Source organism: Niallia sp. M35 (assembly GCF_050971705.1).
Taxonomy (GTDB): Bacteria; Bacillota; Bacilli; order Bacillales; family Cytobacillaceae; genus Niallia; species Niallia circulans_A.
In genome coordinates this window covers 80,048-100,394 of the sequence record NZ_JBPCEP010000002.1, presented here as the reverse complement: position 1 = coordinate 100,394, position 20,347 = coordinate 80,048, and the positions used below count along the sequence as shown (strand labels likewise).

Sequence of the window (20,347 nt, the reverse complement as noted above, 5' to 3'; positions counted from 1 at the left end):
ATTTCTTATAATTATACATCATCATGCAAAAAAATACATATTAGATTGTTACTTTTGCATGAATATTTAAACTTTTTTGTATTATTTCCATTCCCTTAATAAAATCTTCCTGTGAAGTATTAAGACTTGGCAATAAACGTATAACCTTTTCCCCAGCATTTAAAACGATTAAGCCTTCTCTTCTTAATTCTCCTAATATCGAAGCAACGGGTATATCCAATTCAATTCCAATCATCAATCCTAAACCTCGAATGTCCTTTACATGTTGATTTCCGGCTAATTTTTCTTTTAAAAGGCTAAATACCCATTCACTTTTTTTCTTTACTTCTTCTAAGAAAGCTGGTTCAAAGATTATTTCCATCGTTTTAACAGCTGCTGCCATCGCTAAAGGATTCCCTCCAAATGTGGTGCCATGGCTTCCTGGACCAAAGAACTCCTTTAGCTTTCCATCTGCCACAATAGCTCCTGTTGGAATTCCATTTGCCATTCCTTTTGCCACACTAATAATATCAGGTTTAATACCAAAGTGTTGAAAGGCAAAAGCTTTTCCTGTTCTACCCATTCCTGTTTGAATTTCATCAATTAGCAGCAAGACACCCTTTTCTTTGCAAATTGCTTCAACACCTTGTAAAAATTCTTGAGAAGCTACATATATACCGCCTTCTCCTTGTACTATTTCAAGCATTACGGCAGCTACGTCTTCTGTTAATTGTTCTTTTAATGCATTTAAATCGTTAAATGGAATATACTCAAATGTCTCCAGCATCGGTCCATAGCCTTGCTTTATTTTATCCTGACCTGTTGCTGACATTGTTGCAAAGGTTCTGCCATGAAAGGATTGCTGGAAAGTAAGAATTTTTGTTTTTCCTGTTGCTTTTCTAGCTAGTTTAATGGCTGCCTCATTTGCCTCTGCCCCACTATTCGCAAAGAAAACAAGATCTAACCCTGATGCCTTCGTCAATATTTCTGCTGCCTTTTCCTGCACTTCTAATGGAAAAAGATTCGAAACATGCCAAAATTTATTTAACTGTTGTTCAACAGCATCTTTTACTTCTGGATGGCAATGCCCTAAATTACATACTCCTATTCCTGAAGTAAAATCTAAATAAACGCCACCATTTTTACTATACAAATAACTCCCCTGTGCAGATTCTGGCTCTATTTCCCATTTTGAGTAGGTTGGGAATAAATGACTCATTCTACAATCCCTTCTTTCACAACAATTTTTGTTCCGATTAATTCTTCACCATCAAAAAACTGTTTTTTTCCTGATATAATCATGACACTATTTAACCCACTTTCCAGTGCTGCGATAGCAGAGGTAACCTTCGGAATCATGCCTCCATTGATCTGTCCAGTATTGATGTAATGAGTGATTTCCTCTTGTGCCATTCTTGCTTGAAGTTCTCCATCTATTAAAATTCCTGCCACGTCTGTTACAAAAAGGCATTGTTCGGCATGTAAATACTTCGCAACTGCCGATGCTACATAATCTGCATTAATATTTAATTTTCTTCCGTCTTCTGTAATCCCTAATGGTGTTAGGACGGGAATCAAATTTTCTTCTAAAAGGGAGGAAAGCAACCTGATATTAACTTGGGATACCTCTCCGACTAGTCCAAGCTTTTCTTCATCAATAAGAGAAGCATTTATGCAATTATTATCCGTTCCATTGAGTCCAATCCCATTCAAATCATGTTCTCTTAATAACTGAACAAGCTTACGATTTGTTTTGCCAGACAGGACCATTTCGACTATTTCCAACGCCTCTTTCGTCGTTTTACGAAGTCCATTGTGAAAGGCAGCTTTCACTTGAAAATAATCAAGCATTTCATTGATATCAGGACCGCCTCCATGGACGAAAACTAGTTGATAGCCTTTATTCTTTAACCTTTTTAAACTAGTAAAAAATTCTGATGTTAGTTGATCGATTACACTTCCGCCACATTTTATAACAATGGTTTTCACTACAGTATCACCTCAAGTTCTGTAGCTGGCATTTATCTTGACATAATCATAAGATAAATCGCAGCCCCAGGCTTTTCCTTCGCCCTTGCCATTATGCAAATCTACAAATATCTGAATAAAATCTTGGTTTAAATACTCGATTGCCGTTTGTTCTGAAAACGACTGTGGTTCACTTTCCTTAAGCATAAGGATATCGCCAATCGCTATGTCTACTCTTGATGGATTAACGGCTGTTTTTGTTTGACCGATAGCGGTGATAATTCTTCCCCAGTTAGCATCTGATCCATAAATTGCAGTTTTCACTAAATTAGAGCCTACTATTTGTTTCGCAATAATGCGTGCTTCTTCGTCATTATTGCTTCCTGAAACCTTTACTTCAATTAGCTTTGTTGCACCTTCACCATCTTTAGCAATCTGTTTAGCCAGACTCTCACATGTTGTAGATAAAAGCTCCACAAAGACCGGATAATCCGGATGCTCTTCGGTAAGAGGTTCGTTTTTTGCCATGCCATTTGCCAGTACAAGGACTGTATCATTTGTAGAAGTATCTCCGTCTACTGTAATTTGATTAAAGGTAGTAGGAATCACCTTACTTAACGCAGCTTGAAGAACTTCCGATGGGATGGCTGCATCTGTCGTAATAAATCCAAGCATTGTTGCCATGTTAGGATGAATCATGCCAGATCCCTTTGCTGTTCCTCCCATCGTAACAGTTACCCCCGCAATAGTTGCAGAATAGCAACATTTTTTCATTACTGTATCAGTCGTTAAAATGGCTTCTTGAAATGCTTCTGCATTTTGGGGAGTAGAATGAAAGATTAATTGATTAATTCCTTTTTCCATTTTATCCATTTGCAGATATTCACCAATCACACCTGTTGAAGAAACTGCCACATATTCTTCCTTTATTTGAAGATAATTGGCCATGATCTTTCTCATTTCATAGGCATCCTTTAAGCCTTTTTCCCCTGTACATGCATTTGCACAAGCACTATTTACGACAATTGCTTGAATTCGTTTTTCTTTGGCAATAGATTCCTGCGTTACTTTTAATGGTGCAGCTTGAAAGTGACTTGCTGTGTATACAGCGGCACAATTTGCTGGAACGGCACTTACTATTGCGCCAATATCTTTCTTATTGTATCGAAGTCCAGCATGGACACCGGCAGCTTTATAGCCAATTGGTGATACGATATTCCCATCCTTTATCTCCTCTATATGGGATTGAATATTATTCATAATCTGCACGTTGGCTCCTCCTTATGGGTAAAGCGGCAGAAACTGCAAACCAGCTGTTTCCTCATAGCCATTCATAATATTTGCGTTTTGAACAGCCTGACCCGCAGCCCCTTTCATTAAATTATCAATAACCGATACGATCGTTATCCTGCTAGTCCGTTCATCCACATTTATTCCAATATCACAAAAATTAGAGCCTTTAACTTCTTTTATCGAAGGATAGGTAAAAAGTGGTCTCACCCGCACAAAAGGACTGTTTGCATAAATTTCTGTATATAAATCATGAATTTGTTCATTTGTGACACTTTTATTTAAGGTAGCATATATGGTTGCCATTAATCCTCTGCTTGTCGGCATAAGATGGGTAGAAAAAGTAATAGCTTTCGATTCAGAATTCCAATCAGCTAATTGTTGTTCTATTTCTGGAATATGCTGATGTTCATTCACTTTATAAATTTTAAAATTTTCGCTCATCTCAGCAAACATATTAGCTCTTGAGGGACTCCTACCCGCTCCTGAAATACCAGATTTAGCATCCACAATAATACTATTTGGCAATATCAAGTTTTCTTTTACTAGGGGTGCTAATCCTAAGAGGGTGGCAGTCGGATAACATCCCGGATTGGAAATTCTCGTGCTGGTAGCAATTTTTTCTTTATTCCATTCAGAAAGCCCATAAACAAAGCTATCAATAAGGTCAGTGGAAACAGGCTCCTTTTTATACCATGTCTGATAATCACCTGTACTCCTTAAGCGCAGATCCCCAGATAAATCAACCATTTGAATCTCTTTATCTGCGAATTCTTGAACGAGCTTTCCGGATACACCTGTAGGAGTAGCAAAAAAAACAATATCGCATTCTTTTGCTATTTTTTCTGGATTAATTGGTTCTAGTTTGTTGTCCATTATATTAAATAAATGAGGATATTCATTCCATACTGGGACTTCATCTCTTGTTGTATGTACAGACTTAATTGTGAATGAAGGATGACTATGCAAAATTCTGATTAATTCTGCACCACCATATCCTGTTGTACCAATTATAGATACTTTCATAACTTCCTCCTTCCGAGTATAAATGTATATTTAATCATTTTTATTTATATTTATTAATCTAAGATTCTCTTATTATAAAAACTACTTCATATAAAATCAACACTTTTTCATAAAAGTAATTGTTTTCTCATTTTTCTGATAATTAATAAGGTATTTGAGGATAACATTTCCATAATTAGCGATGAGAGAGACTTAACAAAACGAAAATGATTAGAATAAAGGATATTATCAGCAGAAATTTCATAAAAATTTTTAAGCCTGCACGATATATGCCTTTTATAAAAATACAAAATTCATCAAAAACAAAGCAGCCAAAATACACTTAGCCTCCTGTAAAAGCTTAAGGGACATTCTACTTCTTGCAAATACTCGAGTGACTGTCGAAAGGGAAGTGTATTCAGACTGCAGGCACTAAACAGCAAAATTTATAAAAACAATCTAATCAAATATCCATCTCTCATTCTCTTCCTAAAATTTCCGTCAATAGAAATTCATTTAACAACATCATCATATGAGGGTTTTATCTCGTGGTGTCAGAAATTTTCACAAAATGCTTATCTATAGATCTTCTACCACAATATAGGCAGCTTTTACAGGTCCGTGAACACCAACTACTAAATCCATTTCAATATCTGCTGAGTTACTTGGCCCCGTGATATAATTAATACAAGATGGGAGTACTTCTCCGTTTTGTACTTTTTCCCGTAAAACTTTTGCTGCTTGCGTCATTCTTGGCACAATTGTACTTTTTGGAACGATTACAATACTATTTATAGGTAAAAAACTAACTGTTCTGCCACGATCTTTTCCACTATACACAACAACAGTACCTGATTCCGCTAACGTAAGTTCACTTATGGTAATCCCTATATTCGCTTGTTCTGCTTTAGAAATATTTTCTTTTCCTAAGGAGGCATCCCATTCAAAGACATCGATATTCTCATCAGGCAGTTTCTCTTTTAATAGTGGTTCTAATCCATATTGCTGATAACGTGGATCTTTCCAAGTAACAATCTTCCCGCCACCAAATTCTTTTATTAAATGATGAAGTGTATGGTTCAATTCCTTTTGTGAAGTAATGACTAAATCAGTATGAATAAGTGTACATTGGGATTTTAATACTTCAACTAACTCATCCTTTGACGCATCTTTAAGCACTTCTTCTTGTGGGCAATAATTCCATTTTGGCTTTTCAAGTTTTATTTTTCTTTGTCTGCCCAATCTCGATGCAATGGTTTCAAGAAAAGCATCTCTGTTATGGATTGTTCCTGTCATTATTTTTCCTCCTCCTTCTCTCGATTCTTGAACCAATCACGAAATCTCTCTTTATTTGGGGCAGGAAGATCACGAATATCTGTCCATTCTTTTAACATTCCGATCCCTTTTGTAATCTTGTCTCCTTTTACTAATGGTTTCGTCATAGCTGGTGCGATTTTCGAGCCTATATTATACAGCTTTGGCGAAGAAGCACCGATGCCAAATGCTTTGAATATCATTTTTTCAGAGATTGGGGCTTTCCCTTCCTTTTCGACTATTACTTGTCGATGCTTATGCAGCAGCTCATGAAGCGGGATTTTAACTGGGCATGCATCTGTACATGCAGCACAAAGAGTAGAAGCATAGGGAAGCTCTTTATATTCTTCATATCCACCTAATAGTGGAGAAAGTACTGCTCCAATTGGTCCAGAGTAAATAGAGCCATAGGAATGTCCACCAACCTGTCTATATACAGGGCAAACATTTACACATGCTGCACAGCGAATACATTGGAGAACAGATTGAAACTCTCCACCTAAAATATCTGAACGACCATTATCTACAATCACTAGATGAAAGTCCTCTGGTCCGTCCACATCCCCAGCTTCTTTTGGACCCGTTAATGTTGTTACATAACTTGTAAGCTTTTGGCCAACGGCACTTCTTGTCAACATCCCCACTAATACTTCCATTTCATTAAACGTGGGAACAATGCGCTCCATTCCCATTACGACAACTTGTGTTTTCGGAAGTGCTGCAACTAAATCAGCGTTACCTTCATTTGTTACGAGTGTAATCGAGCCTGTTTCTGCTACAGCAAAATTGCAGCCTGTAATTCCCATATCTGCCGTTAAATATTGATTTCGAAGCACTTGTCTTGCATGCCATGCTAATTCTTCTGGCTTTTCAGTATTTGTATAGTTTAATTTTTTTGTGAATACATCCCGGATTTGTTCTTTATTTTTATGCAAGGCCGGAACCACAATATGAGATGGAGGATCATGGTCATCTACTTGCAGAATATATTCTCCTAAATCTGTTTCAATTACTTCACAGCCTGCCTCTTCTAACTTTTGATTTAACGAGATTTCCTCCGTTACCATAGACTTTGCTTTTACTACTTTTTTCACGTTTTTATCTCTTGCCACTTGTTCAATATAGGCACTTGCCTCTTCTGCCGTTTTAGCAAAATAGACATGACCGCCACGTTTTGCCACCTGTTCGCTTAATTCATATAAATAATAATCTAAATTTTCTAAAACATGCTGGCGAATTTCTTCCCCGTGCGAACGCCAATCCTCCCAGTTTCCCATTGCCTCTGTCACATTGTTTTTTCTCGTTTGAATCGTTTGCTGTGCTTTGGAGACAGCTCCACGCATAAAGTCATTTCCTAGTTCTGTAGACACCCTATCTTTAAATTTTTGTGAACTTGTTTTCATCGACATAGCTTTTCATCCCCCTGTTAGGCTCGACTATTTAAAATTTCTGCTATATGTAAAGCTTTAATTGGTTTACCCTTGCGAGTAATTCTTCCCCCAATATTCATTAAGCAGCCTGCATCTGCACTAACTACATACTCGGCATTTGTTGATTCTACACAAGCTACCTTTTCGTCCACCATCTGCTCAGATATTTGCCCCATTTTCACAGAAAAAGTTCCTCCAAAACCACAGCAATTCTCTTTTAATGGTAATTCAGTATACTCTACTCCTTTTACATTTTTTAATAGCTTAATAGGAGCCTCTTTTACCCCTAGTAATCTCGTCATATGGCAGGATGTATGATAGGTGACCTTCCCATTGAAAGTTGCTCCCACATCTTCCACTTTTAAAACATCAACAATAAACTGTGTTAGTTCAAATGTTTTAGCAGCAAGTTCTTTTGCAATGGGCTCCCATACTGGATCCCCTTTAAAAATATGCTGATACTCATGGAACATATAGGCACAAGAACCAGAAGGGCAGACAATATATTCTGCATCTTGGAAGGATTTCATCATTGTTTTCATCACTTCCTTTGTTTCCTTTACATACCCACTATTATAAGATGGCTGGCCACAGCATATTTGTGTCGCAGGAAAATCGATTTCACATCCTAGTCTTTCTAATAATTCCACCGTTGCTTTTCCCACATCACTTTGAAACATATCAACTAGACATGTAGCAAATAATGTCACTTTCATCCTAAATATCCCCCTTTTTAAGAATAAATGTACTACCCATTTGATGTTTATATTCCTATGAACAGGTCATCAGATGACTTGTTTACAATAAGACTGGCTCACGATAAATAGATAAAAAGAGTTACATACTTCCCCCCTATTTGATTTTGCTTATTTAGACTACTTCCTAAAAATTAGTAGATTTTAGAAAAATGAATTAGTTGGAAGGTTGGAACAACCAGAACACAAGCATACTCAGCTGGGATTAGTGAGACATTTGAGATTATGTATGTCTAAATAAACAGCGGTTTATACCAAGTCCTATATATTTTATGTTCCATCCTCATTACAGTAATTTTAAATAAATATTTCCATGAAGCGCTTTCATTAATATAGACTTTGTCGCTAAAATTTGCAAGAATAAAAAATGCAAATATCAATTTTGCAATAGCGGATCATACCTTCTGTTCTTTTTCAGCAAAATACTTTTGAAGCACTGCTTCTACCTTTTGTAAATGATAAAGCATCGCCTCACTCGCTTTTTCCGCGTTTTTTTCTAAAATAGACTCATAAATAGTAAGATGTTCCTCATAAAGTCGTTCCGTTGTTGTTTGTTTAGAAAACAGCCATAAACGTCTTGTTTCTTTCATTGCTTCCTGCATTATATCAGAAACGTTGAGCAATAAATTTACCAGCAAAGGATTTTGTGAAGCTGCTGCTACGCCTAAATGGAAGTTTAAATCTGACTTTTCACCTAATTCTTCTACTCCATTTGCCTGTTTCATTTCTTCTAGCGCCTGTTTCATTTTTTGCAAATCTTCGTTTGTACGTTTATTCGCTGCTGCAGCTGCAGCACCTACCTCCATAATCCTTCTTACTTCAAGGAGGTGATTTAGATCTTTTTCCTTCATCAAAATTGCTGTAGGAAAAGAAAAAGAAATTTGATCGGCTTCAAACCTTTTCACATAAGTACCTTCCCCTTGCTTCATTTCAATTAACCCTTTAGCTTTTAATGCGGAAAGTGCTTCCCTTACGGCTGAACGGCTTACTTGGAAGTTTTCGGCAAGCTGCTGTACAGATGCCAACTTTTCTCCAGGCTTTAAAGCTCCTGAGCGAATTCCTTCATGCAAGGCTTCTGCAATTTCTTCATAAATTTTTTTTGGACGGATCTGCTTAAATTCCATCGTTCTACCTCCAACGCGTTCATCCTTTTTATTGTTATTATACTGCTAAAAGTTACATTTTGCATAAAAAAAGACATAATATTGTCAATTTTATGTTGTTTTTTAAAAACTCTCATTTTATAATAGGTTCATCGAGTCATCAGATGACCTAATATTTTACAATTTATTTATGATAACGATTACTTCATCTGATAATTTAGATCAAACATTCATTAGAAAGAAATCGTAAGTAAAAAATTAAGGGGGCTGAAATAATGACGTTTACTCAAGACTTCACTGCTGTTGGCGACAATTTAGCATTATCCGCGATAGCTGCCGTAATTCCAATCTTATATTTTTTTTGGGCACTTGCCATCAAACGCATGAAGGGACATATGGCTGGAATTACAACCCTGCTTCTTGCTTTACTCCTTTCCGTAACCGCTTTCAATATGCCTGTTGGAATGAGTATTATGTCTGCGAGCCAAGGCATTGTTTATGGCTTATTACCTATTGGCTGGATTATTGTCACGTCAGTGCTTTTATATAAATTAACAGTGAAAAGCGGACAATTTTCTATCATACGAAATTTTATTTTGTCTATTACAGAGGATCGTAGACTTCAAGCATTGCTTGTAGCTTTCTCATTTGGGGCATTTTTAGAAGGCGCTGCTGGCTTTGGAGCACCTGTTGCTATTTCTGCTGCTCTTTTAGCTGGATTAGGCTTTAATCCATTATATGCTGCAGGCATCTGTTTATTAGCTAACACGGCACCTGTTGCATTCGGAGCGATAGGTATCCCAATTACTGCTGTTGAGGGACCAACTGGTATTCCGGCTTTTGAAATATCAAAAATGGTTGGTCGACAATTGCCTTTTATTTCCGTATTCATTCCGTTTTATCTTGTCATTATTATGGCGGGTTTTAAACGTGTATGGGAAGTACTTCCTGCTATTTTAGTATCAGGTATATCATTTGCACTTACACAATATTTATCTTCTAACTTCCTCGGACCTGAATTGCCTGATATTTTATCTGCGTTAGTTTCCTTATTTGCATTAGTTATTTTACTAAAGTTCTGGAAACCAAAAACAATTTTCCGATTTAAAGGTGAATTAGAAACAGCCGCTTCAGCTGAGATAAAAAAAGCTCCAGATCCTACATACTCTCCTGGTCAGATTTTTCATGCATGGTCTCCTTTTTTAGTATTAACTGCTTTCATTTCCCTTTGGGGGATACCTGTTATAAAAAATGCACTAACTGGCCATTATGAAGGGACAAATTTTATTTTAAAAGGTATTAATGGGTTGGGGGAACGATTGACTTTTCTGCCAGAAGTTCCATTACTTAACAATAAAATTATTAATGGCACTGGTGAAGCAGTTGCAGCTATTTTCAAATTAGAAGTGTTAGGAGCTGCCGGAACTGCCATTTTATTTTCTTGTATTGTAACAAAATATATTGCCCGCCTTTCTTGGAAAGATGTGTATGCAACAGCAAAGGAGACCCTTCATGAGTTGAAATTTCCAATTTTAACCATTTCATCTGTAGTCGGTTTTGCCTATGTAACAAATGCCTCTGGTATGTCGACAACACTTGGAATGACCTTAGCTAAGACAGGAGCTTTATTTCCATTTTTTTCTCCCGTATTGGGGTGGCTTGGTGTATTTATTACTGGATCTGACACATCTGCCAATTTAATGTTTGGAAATCTGCAAAAAGTAACTTCAATGTCTGTTGGTATGGATCCTGTCCTTGCTATTGCAGCTAACTCAAGTGGAGGAGTTACTGGAAAAATGATATCTCCACAATCTATCGCTGTAGCTTGTGCAGCTGTTGGTCTTGCTGGTAAAGAATCCGAGCTACTACGCTTTACCTTAAAACATAGTGTATTCCTACTATTAATAGTATGTCTCATTACTTTCCTGCAACACAATGTACTTTCTTGGATGATCCCTTAAAAAAATTAAAAAGAAGAGCAGTCTCTTAGATGAAAATGCTCTTCTTTTTCCGATCTACAATAATAATTGATTCTGAACCTCTTCCAACAGTATTACCTTTACTATATCCCCACATTTGTATCCAGATTCCCCTCCTGGCAAAATTGTAAGCCCATTGGCAGATGCCAAACTACTAACAATATTTGATTTGTCCATACCGCTAGTCCGAGTTTCTATCTTTCCATTTACAATAGATACCTTACTTCTAATAAGTCGAGTAAAGGAATTGGCATCTGGGAAATTCTCTTTTAATACCGCGTCCACAATAGGTAAGCGCGGGTTTTCTATAAATAAAAGGCTTTTTATGATCGGATTTGTAAATAACTCAAAACCAACATAGCAAGCAGATGGGTTCCCTGAAAGTCCAAATAATAATTTTCCATTTAAATTCGCTACCGTAGTGACACTGCCAGGCCTCATCGCAATTTTATTAAAAAGAACTTCTGCTCCAAGCTTACGGTAAATTTCTGGCAATAAATCATAATCGCCAACTGAAACACCACCTGTTGTTATCAACATGTCAACCGAATCTATTTTTTGGCGAATAGCTTCAAAACTTGTTTCCATGACATCTGGCAACTTGCCGAAATAGCGAGGAACCGCTCCTGCTCGTTCAATTTGTGCTAGTATCATATAGGCATTGCTGTTCCTTATTTTTCCTTCCTCCAGTTCCTCATGCACTTCCAATAATTCCGTTCCAGTTGCAAATAAACCTATAGTTGGTTTTTTGGCAACTGGAACTTGTTCTATACCAAATGTTGCTAAAACCGCCACTACTCCTGGATTGATTTTAGTTCCTTTTTTTAATAAGACTTCCCCCTTTTTTACATCCTCTCCTTGAAAAGAGATATTTTCTCCTTTATGTAACATATGATCTATTTTTATATATGTTTGGCCATTTTTTTTCCGCTCTACCGTCTTCTCAAGCATAACTACTGCATCGGCATCACGTGGTAACATGGCTCCTGTCATAATCCTGATTGCTTGGTACTCACCTATTTTTTTGGTCGAAACTTGCCCAGCACCAATTTCATCAATTATTTCAAACTCAACAGGCATTTCACATGATGCTCCATTTGTATCTTTTGCTCGTATTGCAAATCCATCATAGCTGGAACGATTAAATTTAGGCACATCATGTATTGCTTTTATATCTTCACTTAAATAACGGCCATTGCAATGATAGATTGAAACATATTCCTTTTCTCCTTCTCTCTTGTGTTCCATCACTCTGCTTATTGCCTCTTCTATTAGGATAGGAACTCTATTTTCCACTGTCATCGACTTTCACTCCTTATTTCCATGAACCAAAAAGAATGATGTATATCCTTCCACCATTCCTCCAAATCTCTTCTGTTGATTTTGTCATTTAATTTGTGGCATTTTATCCGCCTATATAAGACATTTCGACTTTTTTTCGCTGTTTTACTGTTTCTTCCGTTCTTTCATCGGAATAACGATCCCTTCTTTGTTCCCAAATGTTTTTTATAAAGCCTTCTAAAGCTGGATCATCTGCTCCTTCTCTAAGAAAATCACGAATATTATGGCCATTCCCATTAAAAAGACAGGTATATAGTTGGCCATTTGCAGAGAGCCGCGCTCTTGTACAGCTAGAGCAAAACGATTCGGAAACGGAGGTAATGAAGCCGACCAGCACACTTGCATCCTTATATTTATACTTTTTAGCTACTTCCCCAAAATAATCAGCCTCTACAGGCTCCAATTCAAAAGACTCTTGTAATTTCGCATATATTTCTTTTTTGGTAATAACATCCTTCATTTTCCATCCGTTAGTACTGCCAACATCCATATATTCAATAAAGCGAAGTTCTAGCTCATTTTCTTTACAATAGGTTGCCATTGGAATTATTTCGGAATCGTTCATTCCTTTTTTGATTACCATGTTTATTTTTATACTTAAGCCAGCATTTTGCGCTGCCTCTATTCCTTTTTTTACGGGAGCTACCCCTACATTGCGTCCATTCATCTGACCAAATAATTCATCATTTATACTATCTAAACTAATATTTACTCGCTTAAGACCAGCCTGCTTTAAATCACGGGCATATTTAGGAAGAAAAATTCCATTTGTAGTCAATGCAATATCCTCTAGACCTTCTAGTTGAATAAGTCTGGCAATTAGCACTGGCAAGTCCTTGCGTAACAATGGTTCTCCACCAGTTAACCTAATCTTCTCGACTCCCAATTTTACAAATATCCTAGCTATTCTTTCTATCTCATCATAAGTTAATAATTCACTTGGAGGAAGAAAGGGATAATCTGGACCAAAAATTTCTTTCGGCATGCAGTATTGACACCTTAAATTGCAACGATCAATCACACTAATGCGCAAATCTCTCAATGGGCGATTTAAAAGATCCTTCATATCATGCTTACTCCCTTTCCCTATACATTCACCAAAGTTTCACATTTATCTTTTTATCATACCATTTTTCATAATATACAGTATATTAAAAACAAAGAAAAAAAGAAGGTTTCCCTTCTTCCTCACTCACGGTTTATCGTACGCCTAAGGCAATTTTTGCATATCTGGACATTCTATCTTTTGTCCAAGCTGGCGACCAAACGATATTTACTTCTGTATCTTTAACTTCTGGAATATCTGTTAAAGCTGCTTTTACTTGATCCACAATAACGCCTGCGAGCGGACATCCCATTGCAGTTAGCGTCATGGTTACAACCAATAATCCCTCATCATTCAGTTCTAAGTCATAAACTAATCCTAAGTTTACAATATCAATTCCAAGCTCCGGATCGATAACAAGCTCTAGTGCACCCATTATACTGTCTTTTAATTCTTCATTCATTCAAAGGCACCCCTTATTTTTATTTATGGTAAAACGTATTTATCTATCTTCTAAAAAGGAAGCTTTATCTTTATAGTTACACTATAACAAATAATTATGATTTAAAAAAAGGATTTGAATCACGCTTTTACTAATCCTTCTGCTAAATGTTTCTCAAACCATTCCACCGTTTTCAGCATGGCTCTTCTGCTTACCTTATGGCCAGTATTATCTTCAGAAAGGTATTTTAGGCGATCTGGCGCATCTTTATATAAAGGTTTTATATGCTCATAAAATTGGTGGGAATAAGCATAAGGAACAACTTCATCTTTTTTACCATGCCAGAACATAAGAGGACGTTTTTGTAACATTTCTGGTGCCTTACTTAGGTCCAATTCCTCTAACTGTTTAATTAAATCTTCAATTTCATAATCACTTAATGGAAGCTCGTAGCCCCTCTTCTTTACTTCCGAAATGGTATAATGGGCAAATTTCTCATAATATGGCATTCCCATCAAGCTTACTGCCGTATTAATCCAAGGATACTTTCTTAATGCACCTAATGTAACGATTCCCCCCATACTTGTTCCTACAATCCCAATATATTGTTCATCGATTAGCTCTTTTTCGCTGAAATAATCTTTTATCACTTCTATTTCCTCAATCGTTTTCATCACGATATTCCAGAAATGCATGTTTAATTCCATCGCTGATAATCCTTGGTCTCGCTCTCCATGATACAAACAATCAGGCAATACAACACGAAACCCCTTCTCTGCTAAATGATAAGCGAAATGAAGATTGTGTTCCTTTGCACTAGTGAAGCCATGGGTAAATTGAATATATGGTCGTTTTTGATCATAGTGGTCTTTTTTTACAATATGCAGTACAGGTATTTCCTCTATATGTAATTTTTCAACCAAAATCATCGTTCAGCCCTCCTTTTTGGAAAAAAATAAATGATTCATGTAAAATAAAGGATAACTTCCTCTTTGATGATTAGGGAAACCAATCGGACTTTAAGGACTGTTATTTCCCCCTAATCATGCCATAAGCGAAAAAACGGCAAAGAATAGAAAGGGATTTATCTCTATCATTGATTTTACATAACTTAACATAAGTGAAAGTAGAATTAACGAATAAAGTGTAATAATATTTTATATGTATAAGTAAGTGTAACATGAAGTGGCTTTTTTTTCGAAAATTACGCCCCTTAAAGCTAGAATAAAAATTACTATATTGACACTAAAGGAGACATTATGACAGAAAAACATCTAATTGCCTTAGACCTTGACGGAACGTTATTAAAAGACGATAAAACTATTTCTCCTCTTACCAAAAAAGTCATCCAAAAAGCAATGGAGGATGGTCATGAAGTAATGATTGCAACAGGGAGACCCTTCCGCGCAAGTGAAGCGATTTATCATGAATTAAATTTACATACTCCTATCGTTAACTTTAATGGAGCTTTTATTCATCATCCAAAGGATACCGATTGGGGCTTTTATCATTCTCCCCTTGATATACAAACAGCAAGGGATATTGTCGCCGCCTGCAATGATTACTCATTTCACAATATTATTGCGGAAGTAATGGATGAGGTTTATTATCATTATCACGATGAGAAATTGATTGATATTTTTTCATTAGGAAATCCAAAAGTAACTGTCGGAAATTTATTAGAATTTTTAGAAGCAGCACCTACTTCTATCCTTATTCATGCGGAGGAAGAACATGTTGCAGCCATTCGCAAGCATTTATCTGAAGTTCACGCCGATCTAATTGAACATCGCCGCTGGGCAGATCCATTTCATGTAATCGAAATTGTTAAATTAGGAATAAATAAAGCGATTGGCTTACAAAAAGTTTCTGATTACTACCAAATCCCACAAAGAAATATTATCGCATTCGGCGATGAAGACAATGATTTTGAAATGATTGAGTATGCCGGTAAAGGTGTTGCTATGGGAAATGCGATTGATGAACTAAAGACCCTTGCTAAGGATGTTACTTTATCCAATGAAGAAGACGGAATTGCTGTATATTTAAACGAAGCTTTAAATCTTCGTGTTCGCTAAAGCTGGTTATCATTACCGTCTTTAAAGACTAAAATATCGTCCATACTATAAGCGAAACAGTCACTACTGTTTCCGGGAAAATCAATGCTTCTTTCTGTCTTTCCAATTATACTCTAACACTCGGAGGGATCATCAATGGGAAAACGAAATAAATCGAAACGCTTCGTACAACAAGGAGTAGATTCCGTATCCAAGCATTCCGAACGTATCCCTTATCATATGACATATGCTGAAGCTGAGAGCTATAAAATGTCAAATGAAAGACAGTCTCATGGAGGATTAGAATAAATGGGAAATAGACTTTTTCAAGAAGCCAGACAAGCAGTTGAGGCAGCTAAATATGGAAATGGTAATGATGGCTTAGTGGATAAAGCAAAAAATGCCATAAGCTCTGCTTACGCAAATACCACATCAGCCGAACAACACCAATTAGCTGCATTACAAAAAGAGCTAGAGCAAATTCAGACACACTAATAAAAAAGCAGTCCAAGAAGGAACCCTCCATAAGCGATAGAAAAACAAATGCTTGGGAGAACGGCCTTTTAGGGGCTGCTTTTTCATTACCGAAAGTTTACTCCGGAGTAGCAATTCGCTTTTTTATACCAATTACGAAAATGTTTCTAGCACTACGGAATAGGGATCTCTTCCCTCTTCAGAAAAAAATATAATGATTGTTCCATTCGTCGGTAAATCTTTTTCCTCTATATGAATTTGCAGTGAGAATTGGTTATTACTAACTTGTAATTTCTGGTTTGCGATGAATTCATTGTGACCATCTTCGACAGAATAAAAAATGGTGCCTGTCGTAGTTGCTTTTCCTTCCACAAGATAATTCCCTCTTGTACCACTAACAGTTACATCTTCTATCTTGACTTGCTCTTTTCCTGAGTTAGCTGCTGCTGTTATGGTAAGAAACGGCAGGAAGCTGCTAATTAACATGCATAAGAATACGACAGTCGTTTTTTTCAATATCGTTCCTCCTTTAAGCTTTTCTAAAGAAACCTAGTACGGCTGTTGTTTGCACAACATTTGTAAATGCTTGGGGATCCACTTCTTTAATGATTCGTTCGATATCAAATAGCTCATAACGAGTCACGACAATCATTAGCATTTCCTTTGGCTCATTGGAAAATGCTCCTCTTGCTGGCAAAATCGTAATTCCTCTTACTAATTTTTCATGGATTGCTACTTTTAGCTCAGCTGTTTTCTTCGTAATAATCATTACCGTTAATTTTTGATGGGCTGTATGTATCGTATCAATCACTTTCGTTGCTGCATATAGATTAACGAGCGTATATAACGCTTTTTCCCATCCGAACATAGCACCTGCTGTGATAATAATAGCTCCATTTAGAATAAAGAAATAAGTACCGACAGGCTTATCCTGTACACGGGACAGAATCATAGCGATAATGTCCATGCCTCCTGTTGATGCACCCCACTTTAACGTTAATCCAACCCCCACAGCCGCAATGACACCGCCAAATACAGCATTTAACAATATATCATGGGAATAGCTTGTTTCCGGAATGATTTCCATAAATAAAGACATAAAAGCAACACTTAAAAAACTAAAGAAGGTAAATGATTTTCCGACTTTAATCCAACCAACTATTGCAATTGGAACATTCAGGATAAATAGTAAAAGCCCTGTAGAAATAGGCGTAATTTTGGATATAAGCTGAGCCACTCCTGCAAAACCGCTGGCATATACATCAGCAGGTATCAAGAAAAAATTCATAGCAATCGCATTTAATAGCGCTCCAAAGATAACAACGATTAATTTTTTTGTTAATAACCAATACATAAGTGTCCTCCAATACGATATATAGTAATTTTTACTATTTTCACTTTAACTATTCATTTGTTTTTTCTCTAAAAGTTTTATAAACTACAAATAAGTATGCCTTGTTTTCAAAAAACAAGGCATTTTCAAAGAGATTATCGTTATTTATCATAACCGTACTCCAATAACCATATGTTTTTATAAAAAAAAGAAAGAAGTGGAATGAATATGACTTTTAAAATCCTAGCAGATAGTGCGAGTGATTTACCTCTATCCTATTATGAGAAGAACGAGGTTACACTATTACCGCTAAAGGTTAACTTAGACGGTAAAGAATACGAGGATTTAAAAACGATTGAACCAGCTACTGTTTATAATGCTATACGCAGTGGACAAGTTCCAAAAACATCACAAGTTTCGCCAGCTTTATTTAAAGATGTTTTTACAACATTAGCTCAAAATAATGAAAAAGGTATTTATATTGCTTTTTCTTCGCAATTATCTGGAACATACCAAACAGCAGTAATGATTTCAGAGCAAGTAAAGGAGGAATATCCCGACTTTGCTTTAACCATCATTGATAGCAAATGTGCATCATTAGGTGCTGGTTTAGTGGTTCAAGAAGCAGTGAAACTCCGCGATCAAGGTAAAGACGTAAGTGAAATTATACCACGACTCCAATTCTTATGCGAGCATATGGAGCACTTATTTACTGTCGAAGATCTAGAATATTTAGCAAAAGGCGGACGTGTTTCGAAGGCCTCTGCATTCCTTGGCGGATTACTCAATATAAAACCTTTATTACATGTTGAAGACGGGAAATTAGTTCCTCTTGAAAAAATTCGCGGCAAAAAGAAACTCCTGCGCAGAATGATTGACCTAATAGCAGAACGAGGAGATAAGCTGGATCAACAAGTGTTCGCGATCAGCCACGCAGATGATGAAGCAACAGCTGTGGAAGTAAAAGAAATGATTATGGAAAAATTCCAGCCAAAAGAAGTATTCATTTCCTCTATCGGTGCCTCCGTAGGCTCGCACACTGGTGCTGGAACAATCGCTATTTTCTTCTTAAATAAGCTACCTGAATAAGCACGGTAAAAAGTATAAAATTTACTTCTTTCACTCATACTAACAATGTTCTAACTGAACAAAAGCTGACGTTGAAAGGAGTATTTTTTTATGCCACATACTTCTGATAATGATAAAAAAGCAAAAGACAATAATGCATTGCGTCATGAAAAGAACATGATGCGTGAAAAAAACCGCAAAAAAGGCAAACATCAATACAGTAAAAAGACAGATCATTTGTAAGAAAATGGTTGCTAGATGAATAAGAAAAAGAGCTGCCAGATTATAGGCAGTTCTTTTTGATTGAAAGATTTCAGTTCAGTTTTGGCACTACCTCTAGCTGATGGAAAGTTATCGAAATCATACTCTATTCCGTTTTGCGGAAAAGGGATCTGAGGTGGATTCTCTGTTCCCGTTTTAGCTTTTCTTTTACCAAACAGGCTCTGAGGCGAGTTCTCTGTTCCCTTTTAGCTTTCTCTTTTACCAAACAGGCTCTGAGGCGAGTTCTCTGTTCCCTTTTAGCTTTCTCTTTTCCCAAAACGGGCTCTGAGGCGAGTTCTCTGTTCCCTTTTAGCTTTCTCTTTTCCCAAAACGGGCTCTGAGGCGAGTTCTCTGTTCCCTTTTAGCTTTCTCTTTCCCAAAACGGGCTCTGAGATTGCTTCTCTCTTCCCTTTTATCGTTCTCTACTGCCGAAACGGGCTCTGAGGCGAGCACCTCCTGAATTCCTAGATCTTTCTAAATAAAAAAGGCATTCCAAAGCTATAACCACTTTGAAATCCCCTTATATCCGCCTACATTTTAATTATTTTGATTATCTTCCTTTAAATACGTCCAGCCTTCTTCTTGGTACACTTTATTTTCTTTCATTAGTCTCCCAAGCGCTCGTTTGAACGAACCTTTACTTAAATTAAAACGTTCCTTAATGTCCTCAGGCATACTCTTATCCCCATAAGGCATTGCGCCTTTACGAGTTATTAAATAGTCTAAGATTAGTTGGGAATCTTTATCAAGCGCTTCTTCTTTTCTCGGCAATAATGAAACATTTACAGTTCCATCTAGCTTAACATCAATGATACGCCCATTTACTTTTTCCCCTAATCTTGGTTCCTTGCCTCGCTCAGATTCATGAATAAATCCTTTAAAGCCTTCTGCTGTATAAATCCAGCTTCCTACTTTTGCTGTTCGATAAATATACCCATGAATATTTTTATTAAAATCTTCTCTTGTTGCTTTTGCTGCCATTTCTTCAATAATAGGATCCGTTGCTGGTTTTACATATAAATAGTTATTCTTATTTACCTTTAATGTTATATAAAGCATATCGCCCACTTCTGGCCATACCTCTTCATGTACTGGTAAATCATCTTCCCCTAATAGCATGTCCTTTTTTAGCCCTATATCAAAGAAACAGCCAATTCCTTCTTTGCGGTCTGTTACTTTCACCCAATCGTATTTACCTACTGCAATGGACGGAATAAAGGTACTTGAGCAAGCTCTTCCCTGTGAATCACTATATATAAAAACGCGGACTTCATCCCCCTCTTCAAATTTTTGATCAGTTTCACTGAAGTGTAAAAGCACATCTTCGTCTTCCTCTTCAATTGTCAAAAAATACCCAAAAGATGCAATCCTAGCAACTGTTAATATTTCTACGCGTCCCATATAATCTCTTAACGACATTTTGTTTCCTCCTTAAATTCTTGTCTATTTCAACTTTATCTATATTCTGCTATCCTAATTATTCCCTTATTAACGAATACTTCA

At 36.6% G+C, this 20,347-nt stretch carries 21 protein-coding genes; 6 read left to right on the top strand and 15 right to left on the bottom strand.

What is annotated here, in order from left to right:
• Positions 1-40: 40 nt before the first annotated feature.
• From argD to NiCM35_RS02540, 8 genes are all read right to left on the bottom strand, one after another.
• On the bottom strand, positions 41-1,198 hold the full coding sequence (argD, locus tag NiCM35_RS02575) for an acetylornithine transaminase (RefSeq protein WP_095330028.1): 1,158 nt from the start codon (positions 1,196-1,198) through the stop codon (positions 41-43).
• Complete coding sequence (gene argB / locus NiCM35_RS02570; RefSeq protein WP_095330029.1) at positions 1,195-1,968, bottom strand: acetylglutamate kinase; 774 nt, start codon at positions 1,966-1,968, stop codon at positions 1,195-1,197. Before argB ends, argD begins: the two co-directional genes overlap by 4 nt.
• Before the next feature lie 12 nt (positions 1,969-1,980).
• On the bottom strand, positions 1,981-3,216 hold the full coding sequence (argJ, locus tag NiCM35_RS02565) for a bifunctional ornithine acetyltransferase/N-acetylglutamate synthase (RefSeq protein ID WP_095330030.1): 1,236 nt from the start codon (positions 3,214-3,216) through the stop codon (positions 1,981-1,983).
• Positions 3,217-3,228: 12 nt separating this feature from the next.
• The gene (argC, locus tag NiCM35_RS02560; protein ID WP_095330031.1) at positions 3,229-4,263 is read right to left on the bottom strand and encodes an N-acetyl-gamma-glutamyl-phosphate reductase; all 1,035 of its coding nucleotides are present in this window, start codon (positions 4,261-4,263) and stop codon (positions 3,229-3,231) included.
• A 558-nt stretch (positions 4,264-4,821) separates the two neighbouring features.
• The gene (locus NiCM35_RS02555; protein WP_095330032.1) at positions 4,822-5,538 is read right to left on the bottom strand and encodes a LutC/YkgG family protein; all 717 of its coding nucleotides are present in this window, start codon (positions 5,536-5,538) and stop codon (positions 4,822-4,824) included.
• Positions 5,538-6,965 (bottom strand): LutB/LldF family L-lactate oxidation iron-sulfur protein, encoded by a 1,428-nt coding sequence (locus NiCM35_RS02550; RefSeq protein WP_163187651.1) that lies wholly within the window; start codon positions 6,963-6,965, stop codon positions 5,538-5,540. The genes NiCM35_RS02555 and NiCM35_RS02550 overlap by 1 nt, the downstream gene beginning before the upstream one ends.
• Positions 6,966-6,982: 17 nt before the next feature.
• The gene (locus NiCM35_RS02545; RefSeq protein ID WP_123257239.1) at positions 6,983-7,702 is read right to left on the bottom strand and encodes a (Fe-S)-binding protein; all 720 of its coding nucleotides are present in this window, start codon (positions 7,700-7,702) and stop codon (positions 6,983-6,985) included.
• Positions 7,703-8,136: 434 nt separating this feature from the next.
• The gene (locus NiCM35_RS02540) at positions 8,137-8,865 is read right to left on the bottom strand and encodes a FadR/GntR family transcriptional regulator (protein WP_095330035.1); all 729 of its coding nucleotides are present in this window, start codon (positions 8,863-8,865) and stop codon (positions 8,137-8,139) included.
• A gap of 254 nt (positions 8,866-9,119) precedes the next feature.
• Here NiCM35_RS02540 and NiCM35_RS02535 point away from each other — a divergent pair, with 254 nt between their 5' ends.
• Positions 9,120-10,805 carry an L-lactate permease gene (locus tag NiCM35_RS02535; protein ID WP_123257238.1) on the top strand — a complete coding sequence of 562 codons (1,686 nt, stop codon included), beginning with the start codon at positions 9,120-9,122 and terminating at the stop codon, positions 10,803-10,805.
• A gap of 54 nt (positions 10,806-10,859) precedes the next feature.
• Here NiCM35_RS02535 and NiCM35_RS02530 read toward each other — a convergent pair whose 3' ends face one another.
• The 4 genes from NiCM35_RS02530 to NiCM35_RS02515 all read right to left on the bottom strand — a co-directional run bounded on the left by NiCM35_RS02530 (position 10,860) and on the right by NiCM35_RS02515 (position 14,580).
• Positions 10,860-12,125, bottom strand: a complete 1,266-nt coding sequence (locus NiCM35_RS02530; protein WP_123257237.1) for a molybdopterin molybdotransferase MoeA — start codon at positions 12,123-12,125, stop codon at positions 10,860-10,862.
• 103 nt (positions 12,126-12,228) lie between these two features.
• On the bottom strand, positions 12,229-13,230 hold the full coding sequence (gene moaA, locus NiCM35_RS02525) for a GTP 3',8-cyclase MoaA (RefSeq protein WP_095330038.1): 1,002 nt from the start codon (positions 13,228-13,230) through the stop codon (positions 12,229-12,231).
• Between the two features lie 133 nt (positions 13,231-13,363).
• Positions 13,364-13,672 carry a metal-sulfur cluster assembly factor gene (locus tag NiCM35_RS02520; RefSeq protein WP_095330039.1) on the bottom strand — a complete coding sequence of 103 codons (309 nt, stop codon included), beginning with the start codon at positions 13,670-13,672 and terminating at the stop codon, positions 13,364-13,366.
• A gap of 119 nt (positions 13,673-13,791) precedes the next feature.
• Positions 13,792-14,580 (bottom strand): alpha/beta fold hydrolase, encoded by a 789-nt coding sequence (locus NiCM35_RS02515; protein WP_095330040.1) that lies wholly within the window; start codon positions 14,578-14,580, stop codon positions 13,792-13,794.
• A 330-nt stretch (positions 14,581-14,910) separates the two neighbouring features.
• Between NiCM35_RS02515 and NiCM35_RS02510 the strand changes: the two genes are divergently transcribed.
• The 3 genes from NiCM35_RS02510 to NiCM35_RS02500 all read left to right on the top strand — a co-directional run bounded on the left by NiCM35_RS02510 (position 14,911) and on the right by NiCM35_RS02500 (position 16,203).
• Complete coding sequence (locus NiCM35_RS02510) at positions 14,911-15,729, top strand: Cof-type HAD-IIB family hydrolase (protein ID WP_095330041.1); 819 nt, start codon at positions 14,911-14,913, stop codon at positions 15,727-15,729.
• A gap of 135 nt (positions 15,730-15,864) precedes the next feature.
• Entirely contained in the window at positions 15,865-16,017 is a 153-nt protein-coding gene (locus tag NiCM35_RS02505) for a hypothetical protein (protein WP_162837581.1), read from the top strand.
• The gene (locus NiCM35_RS02500) at positions 16,018-16,203 is read left to right on the top strand and encodes a DUF3813 domain-containing protein (RefSeq protein ID WP_095258823.1); all 186 of its coding nucleotides are present in this window, start codon (positions 16,018-16,020) and stop codon (positions 16,201-16,203) included.
• A gap of 132 nt (positions 16,204-16,335) precedes the next feature.
• Here the strand turns inward: NiCM35_RS02500 and NiCM35_RS02495 are convergent, their stop codons facing one another.
• Both NiCM35_RS02495 and NiCM35_RS02490 read right to left on the bottom strand, forming a co-directional pair.
• Complete coding sequence (locus NiCM35_RS02495; RefSeq protein ID WP_095330042.1) at positions 16,336-16,698, bottom strand: hypothetical protein; 363 nt, start codon at positions 16,696-16,698, stop codon at positions 16,336-16,338.
• Positions 16,699-16,711: 13 nt separating this feature from the next.
• On the bottom strand, positions 16,712-17,536 hold the full coding sequence (locus NiCM35_RS02490; RefSeq protein ID WP_095330043.1) for a YitT family protein: 825 nt from the start codon (positions 17,534-17,536) through the stop codon (positions 16,712-16,714).
• Between the two features lie 207 nt (positions 17,537-17,743).
• Here NiCM35_RS02490 and NiCM35_RS02485 point away from each other — a divergent pair, with 207 nt between their 5' ends.
• Both NiCM35_RS02485 and NiCM35_RS02480 read left to right on the top strand, forming a co-directional pair.
• Positions 17,744-18,604, top strand: a complete 861-nt coding sequence (locus NiCM35_RS02485) for a DegV family protein (protein ID WP_095330044.1) — start codon at positions 17,744-17,746, stop codon at positions 18,602-18,604.
• A gap of 90 nt (positions 18,605-18,694) precedes the next feature.
• Positions 18,695-18,826, top strand: a complete 132-nt coding sequence (locus NiCM35_RS02480; protein WP_082138337.1) for a DUF3941 domain-containing protein — start codon at positions 18,695-18,697, stop codon at positions 18,824-18,826.
• 555 nt (positions 18,827-19,381) lie between these two features.
• Here NiCM35_RS02480 and NiCM35_RS02475 read toward each other — a convergent pair.
• Positions 19,382-20,263 carry a CvfB family protein gene (locus NiCM35_RS02475; RefSeq protein ID WP_095330052.1) on the bottom strand — a complete coding sequence of 294 codons (882 nt, stop codon included), beginning with the start codon at positions 20,261-20,263 and terminating at the stop codon, positions 19,382-19,384.
• Between the last annotated feature and the right edge of the window lie 84 nt (positions 20,264-20,347).

Excerpts from the sequence above, each read along its gene's own strand:
- argD (WP_095330028.1), bottom strand. The coding sequence starts at position 1,198 with ATGAGTCATTTATTCCCAACCTACTCAAAATGGGAAATAGAGCCAGAA.
- NiCM35_RS02515 (WP_095330040.1), bottom strand. The coding sequence starts at position 14,580 with ATGATTTTGGTTGAAAAATTACATATAGAGGAAATACCTGTACTGCAT.
- NiCM35_RS02475 (WP_095330052.1), bottom strand. The coding sequence starts at position 20,263 with ATGTCGTTAAGAGATTATATGGGACGCGTAGAAATATTAACAGTTGCT.
- NiCM35_RS02530 (WP_123257237.1), bottom strand. The coding sequence starts at position 12,125 with ATGACAGTGGAAAATAGAGTTCCTATCCTAATAGAAGAGGCAATAAGC.
- NiCM35_RS02545 (WP_123257239.1), bottom strand. The coding sequence starts at position 7,702 with ATGAAAGTGACATTATTTGCTACATGTCTAGTTGATATGTTTCAAAGT.
- NiCM35_RS02480 (WP_082138337.1), top strand. The coding sequence starts at position 18,695 with ATGCCACATACTTCTGATAATGATAAAAAAGCAAAAGACAATAATGCA.
- moaA (WP_095330038.1), bottom strand. The coding sequence starts at position 13,230 with ATGAAGGATCTTTTAAATCGCCCATTGAGAGATTTGCGCATTAGTGTG.
- NiCM35_RS02520 (WP_095330039.1), bottom strand. The coding sequence starts at position 13,672 with ATGAATGAAGAATTAAAAGACAGTATAATGGGTGCACTAGAGCTTGTT.
- NiCM35_RS02505 (WP_162837581.1), top strand. The coding sequence starts at position 15,865 with ATGGGAAAACGAAATAAATCGAAACGCTTCGTACAACAAGGAGTAGAT.
- NiCM35_RS02540 (WP_095330035.1), bottom strand. The coding sequence starts at position 8,865 with ATGGAATTTAAGCAGATCCGTCCAAAAAAAATTTATGAAGAAATTGCA.
- NiCM35_RS02535 (WP_123257238.1), top strand. The coding sequence starts at position 9,120 with ATGACGTTTACTCAAGACTTCACTGCTGTTGGCGACAATTTAGCATTA.
- NiCM35_RS02550 (WP_163187651.1), bottom strand. The coding sequence starts at position 6,965 with ATGTCGATGAAAACAAGTTCACAAAAATTTAAAGATAGGGTGTCTACA.
- argC (WP_095330031.1), bottom strand. The coding sequence starts at position 4,263 with ATGAAAGTATCTATAATTGGTACAACAGGATATGGTGGTGCAGAATTA.
- NiCM35_RS02500 (WP_095258823.1), top strand. The coding sequence starts at position 16,018 with ATGGGAAATAGACTTTTTCAAGAAGCCAGACAAGCAGTTGAGGCAGCT.
- NiCM35_RS02490 (WP_095330043.1), bottom strand. The coding sequence starts at position 17,536 with ATGTATTGGTTATTAACAAAAAAATTAATCGTTGTTATCTTTGGAGCG.
- NiCM35_RS02510 (WP_095330041.1), top strand. The coding sequence starts at position 14,911 with ATGACAGAAAAACATCTAATTGCCTTAGACCTTGACGGAACGTTATTA.
- NiCM35_RS02555 (WP_095330032.1), bottom strand. The coding sequence starts at position 5,538 with ATGACAGGAACAATCCATAACAGAGATGCTTTTCTTGAAACCATTGCA.
- NiCM35_RS02485 (WP_095330044.1), top strand. The coding sequence starts at position 17,744 with ATGACTTTTAAAATCCTAGCAGATAGTGCGAGTGATTTACCTCTATCC.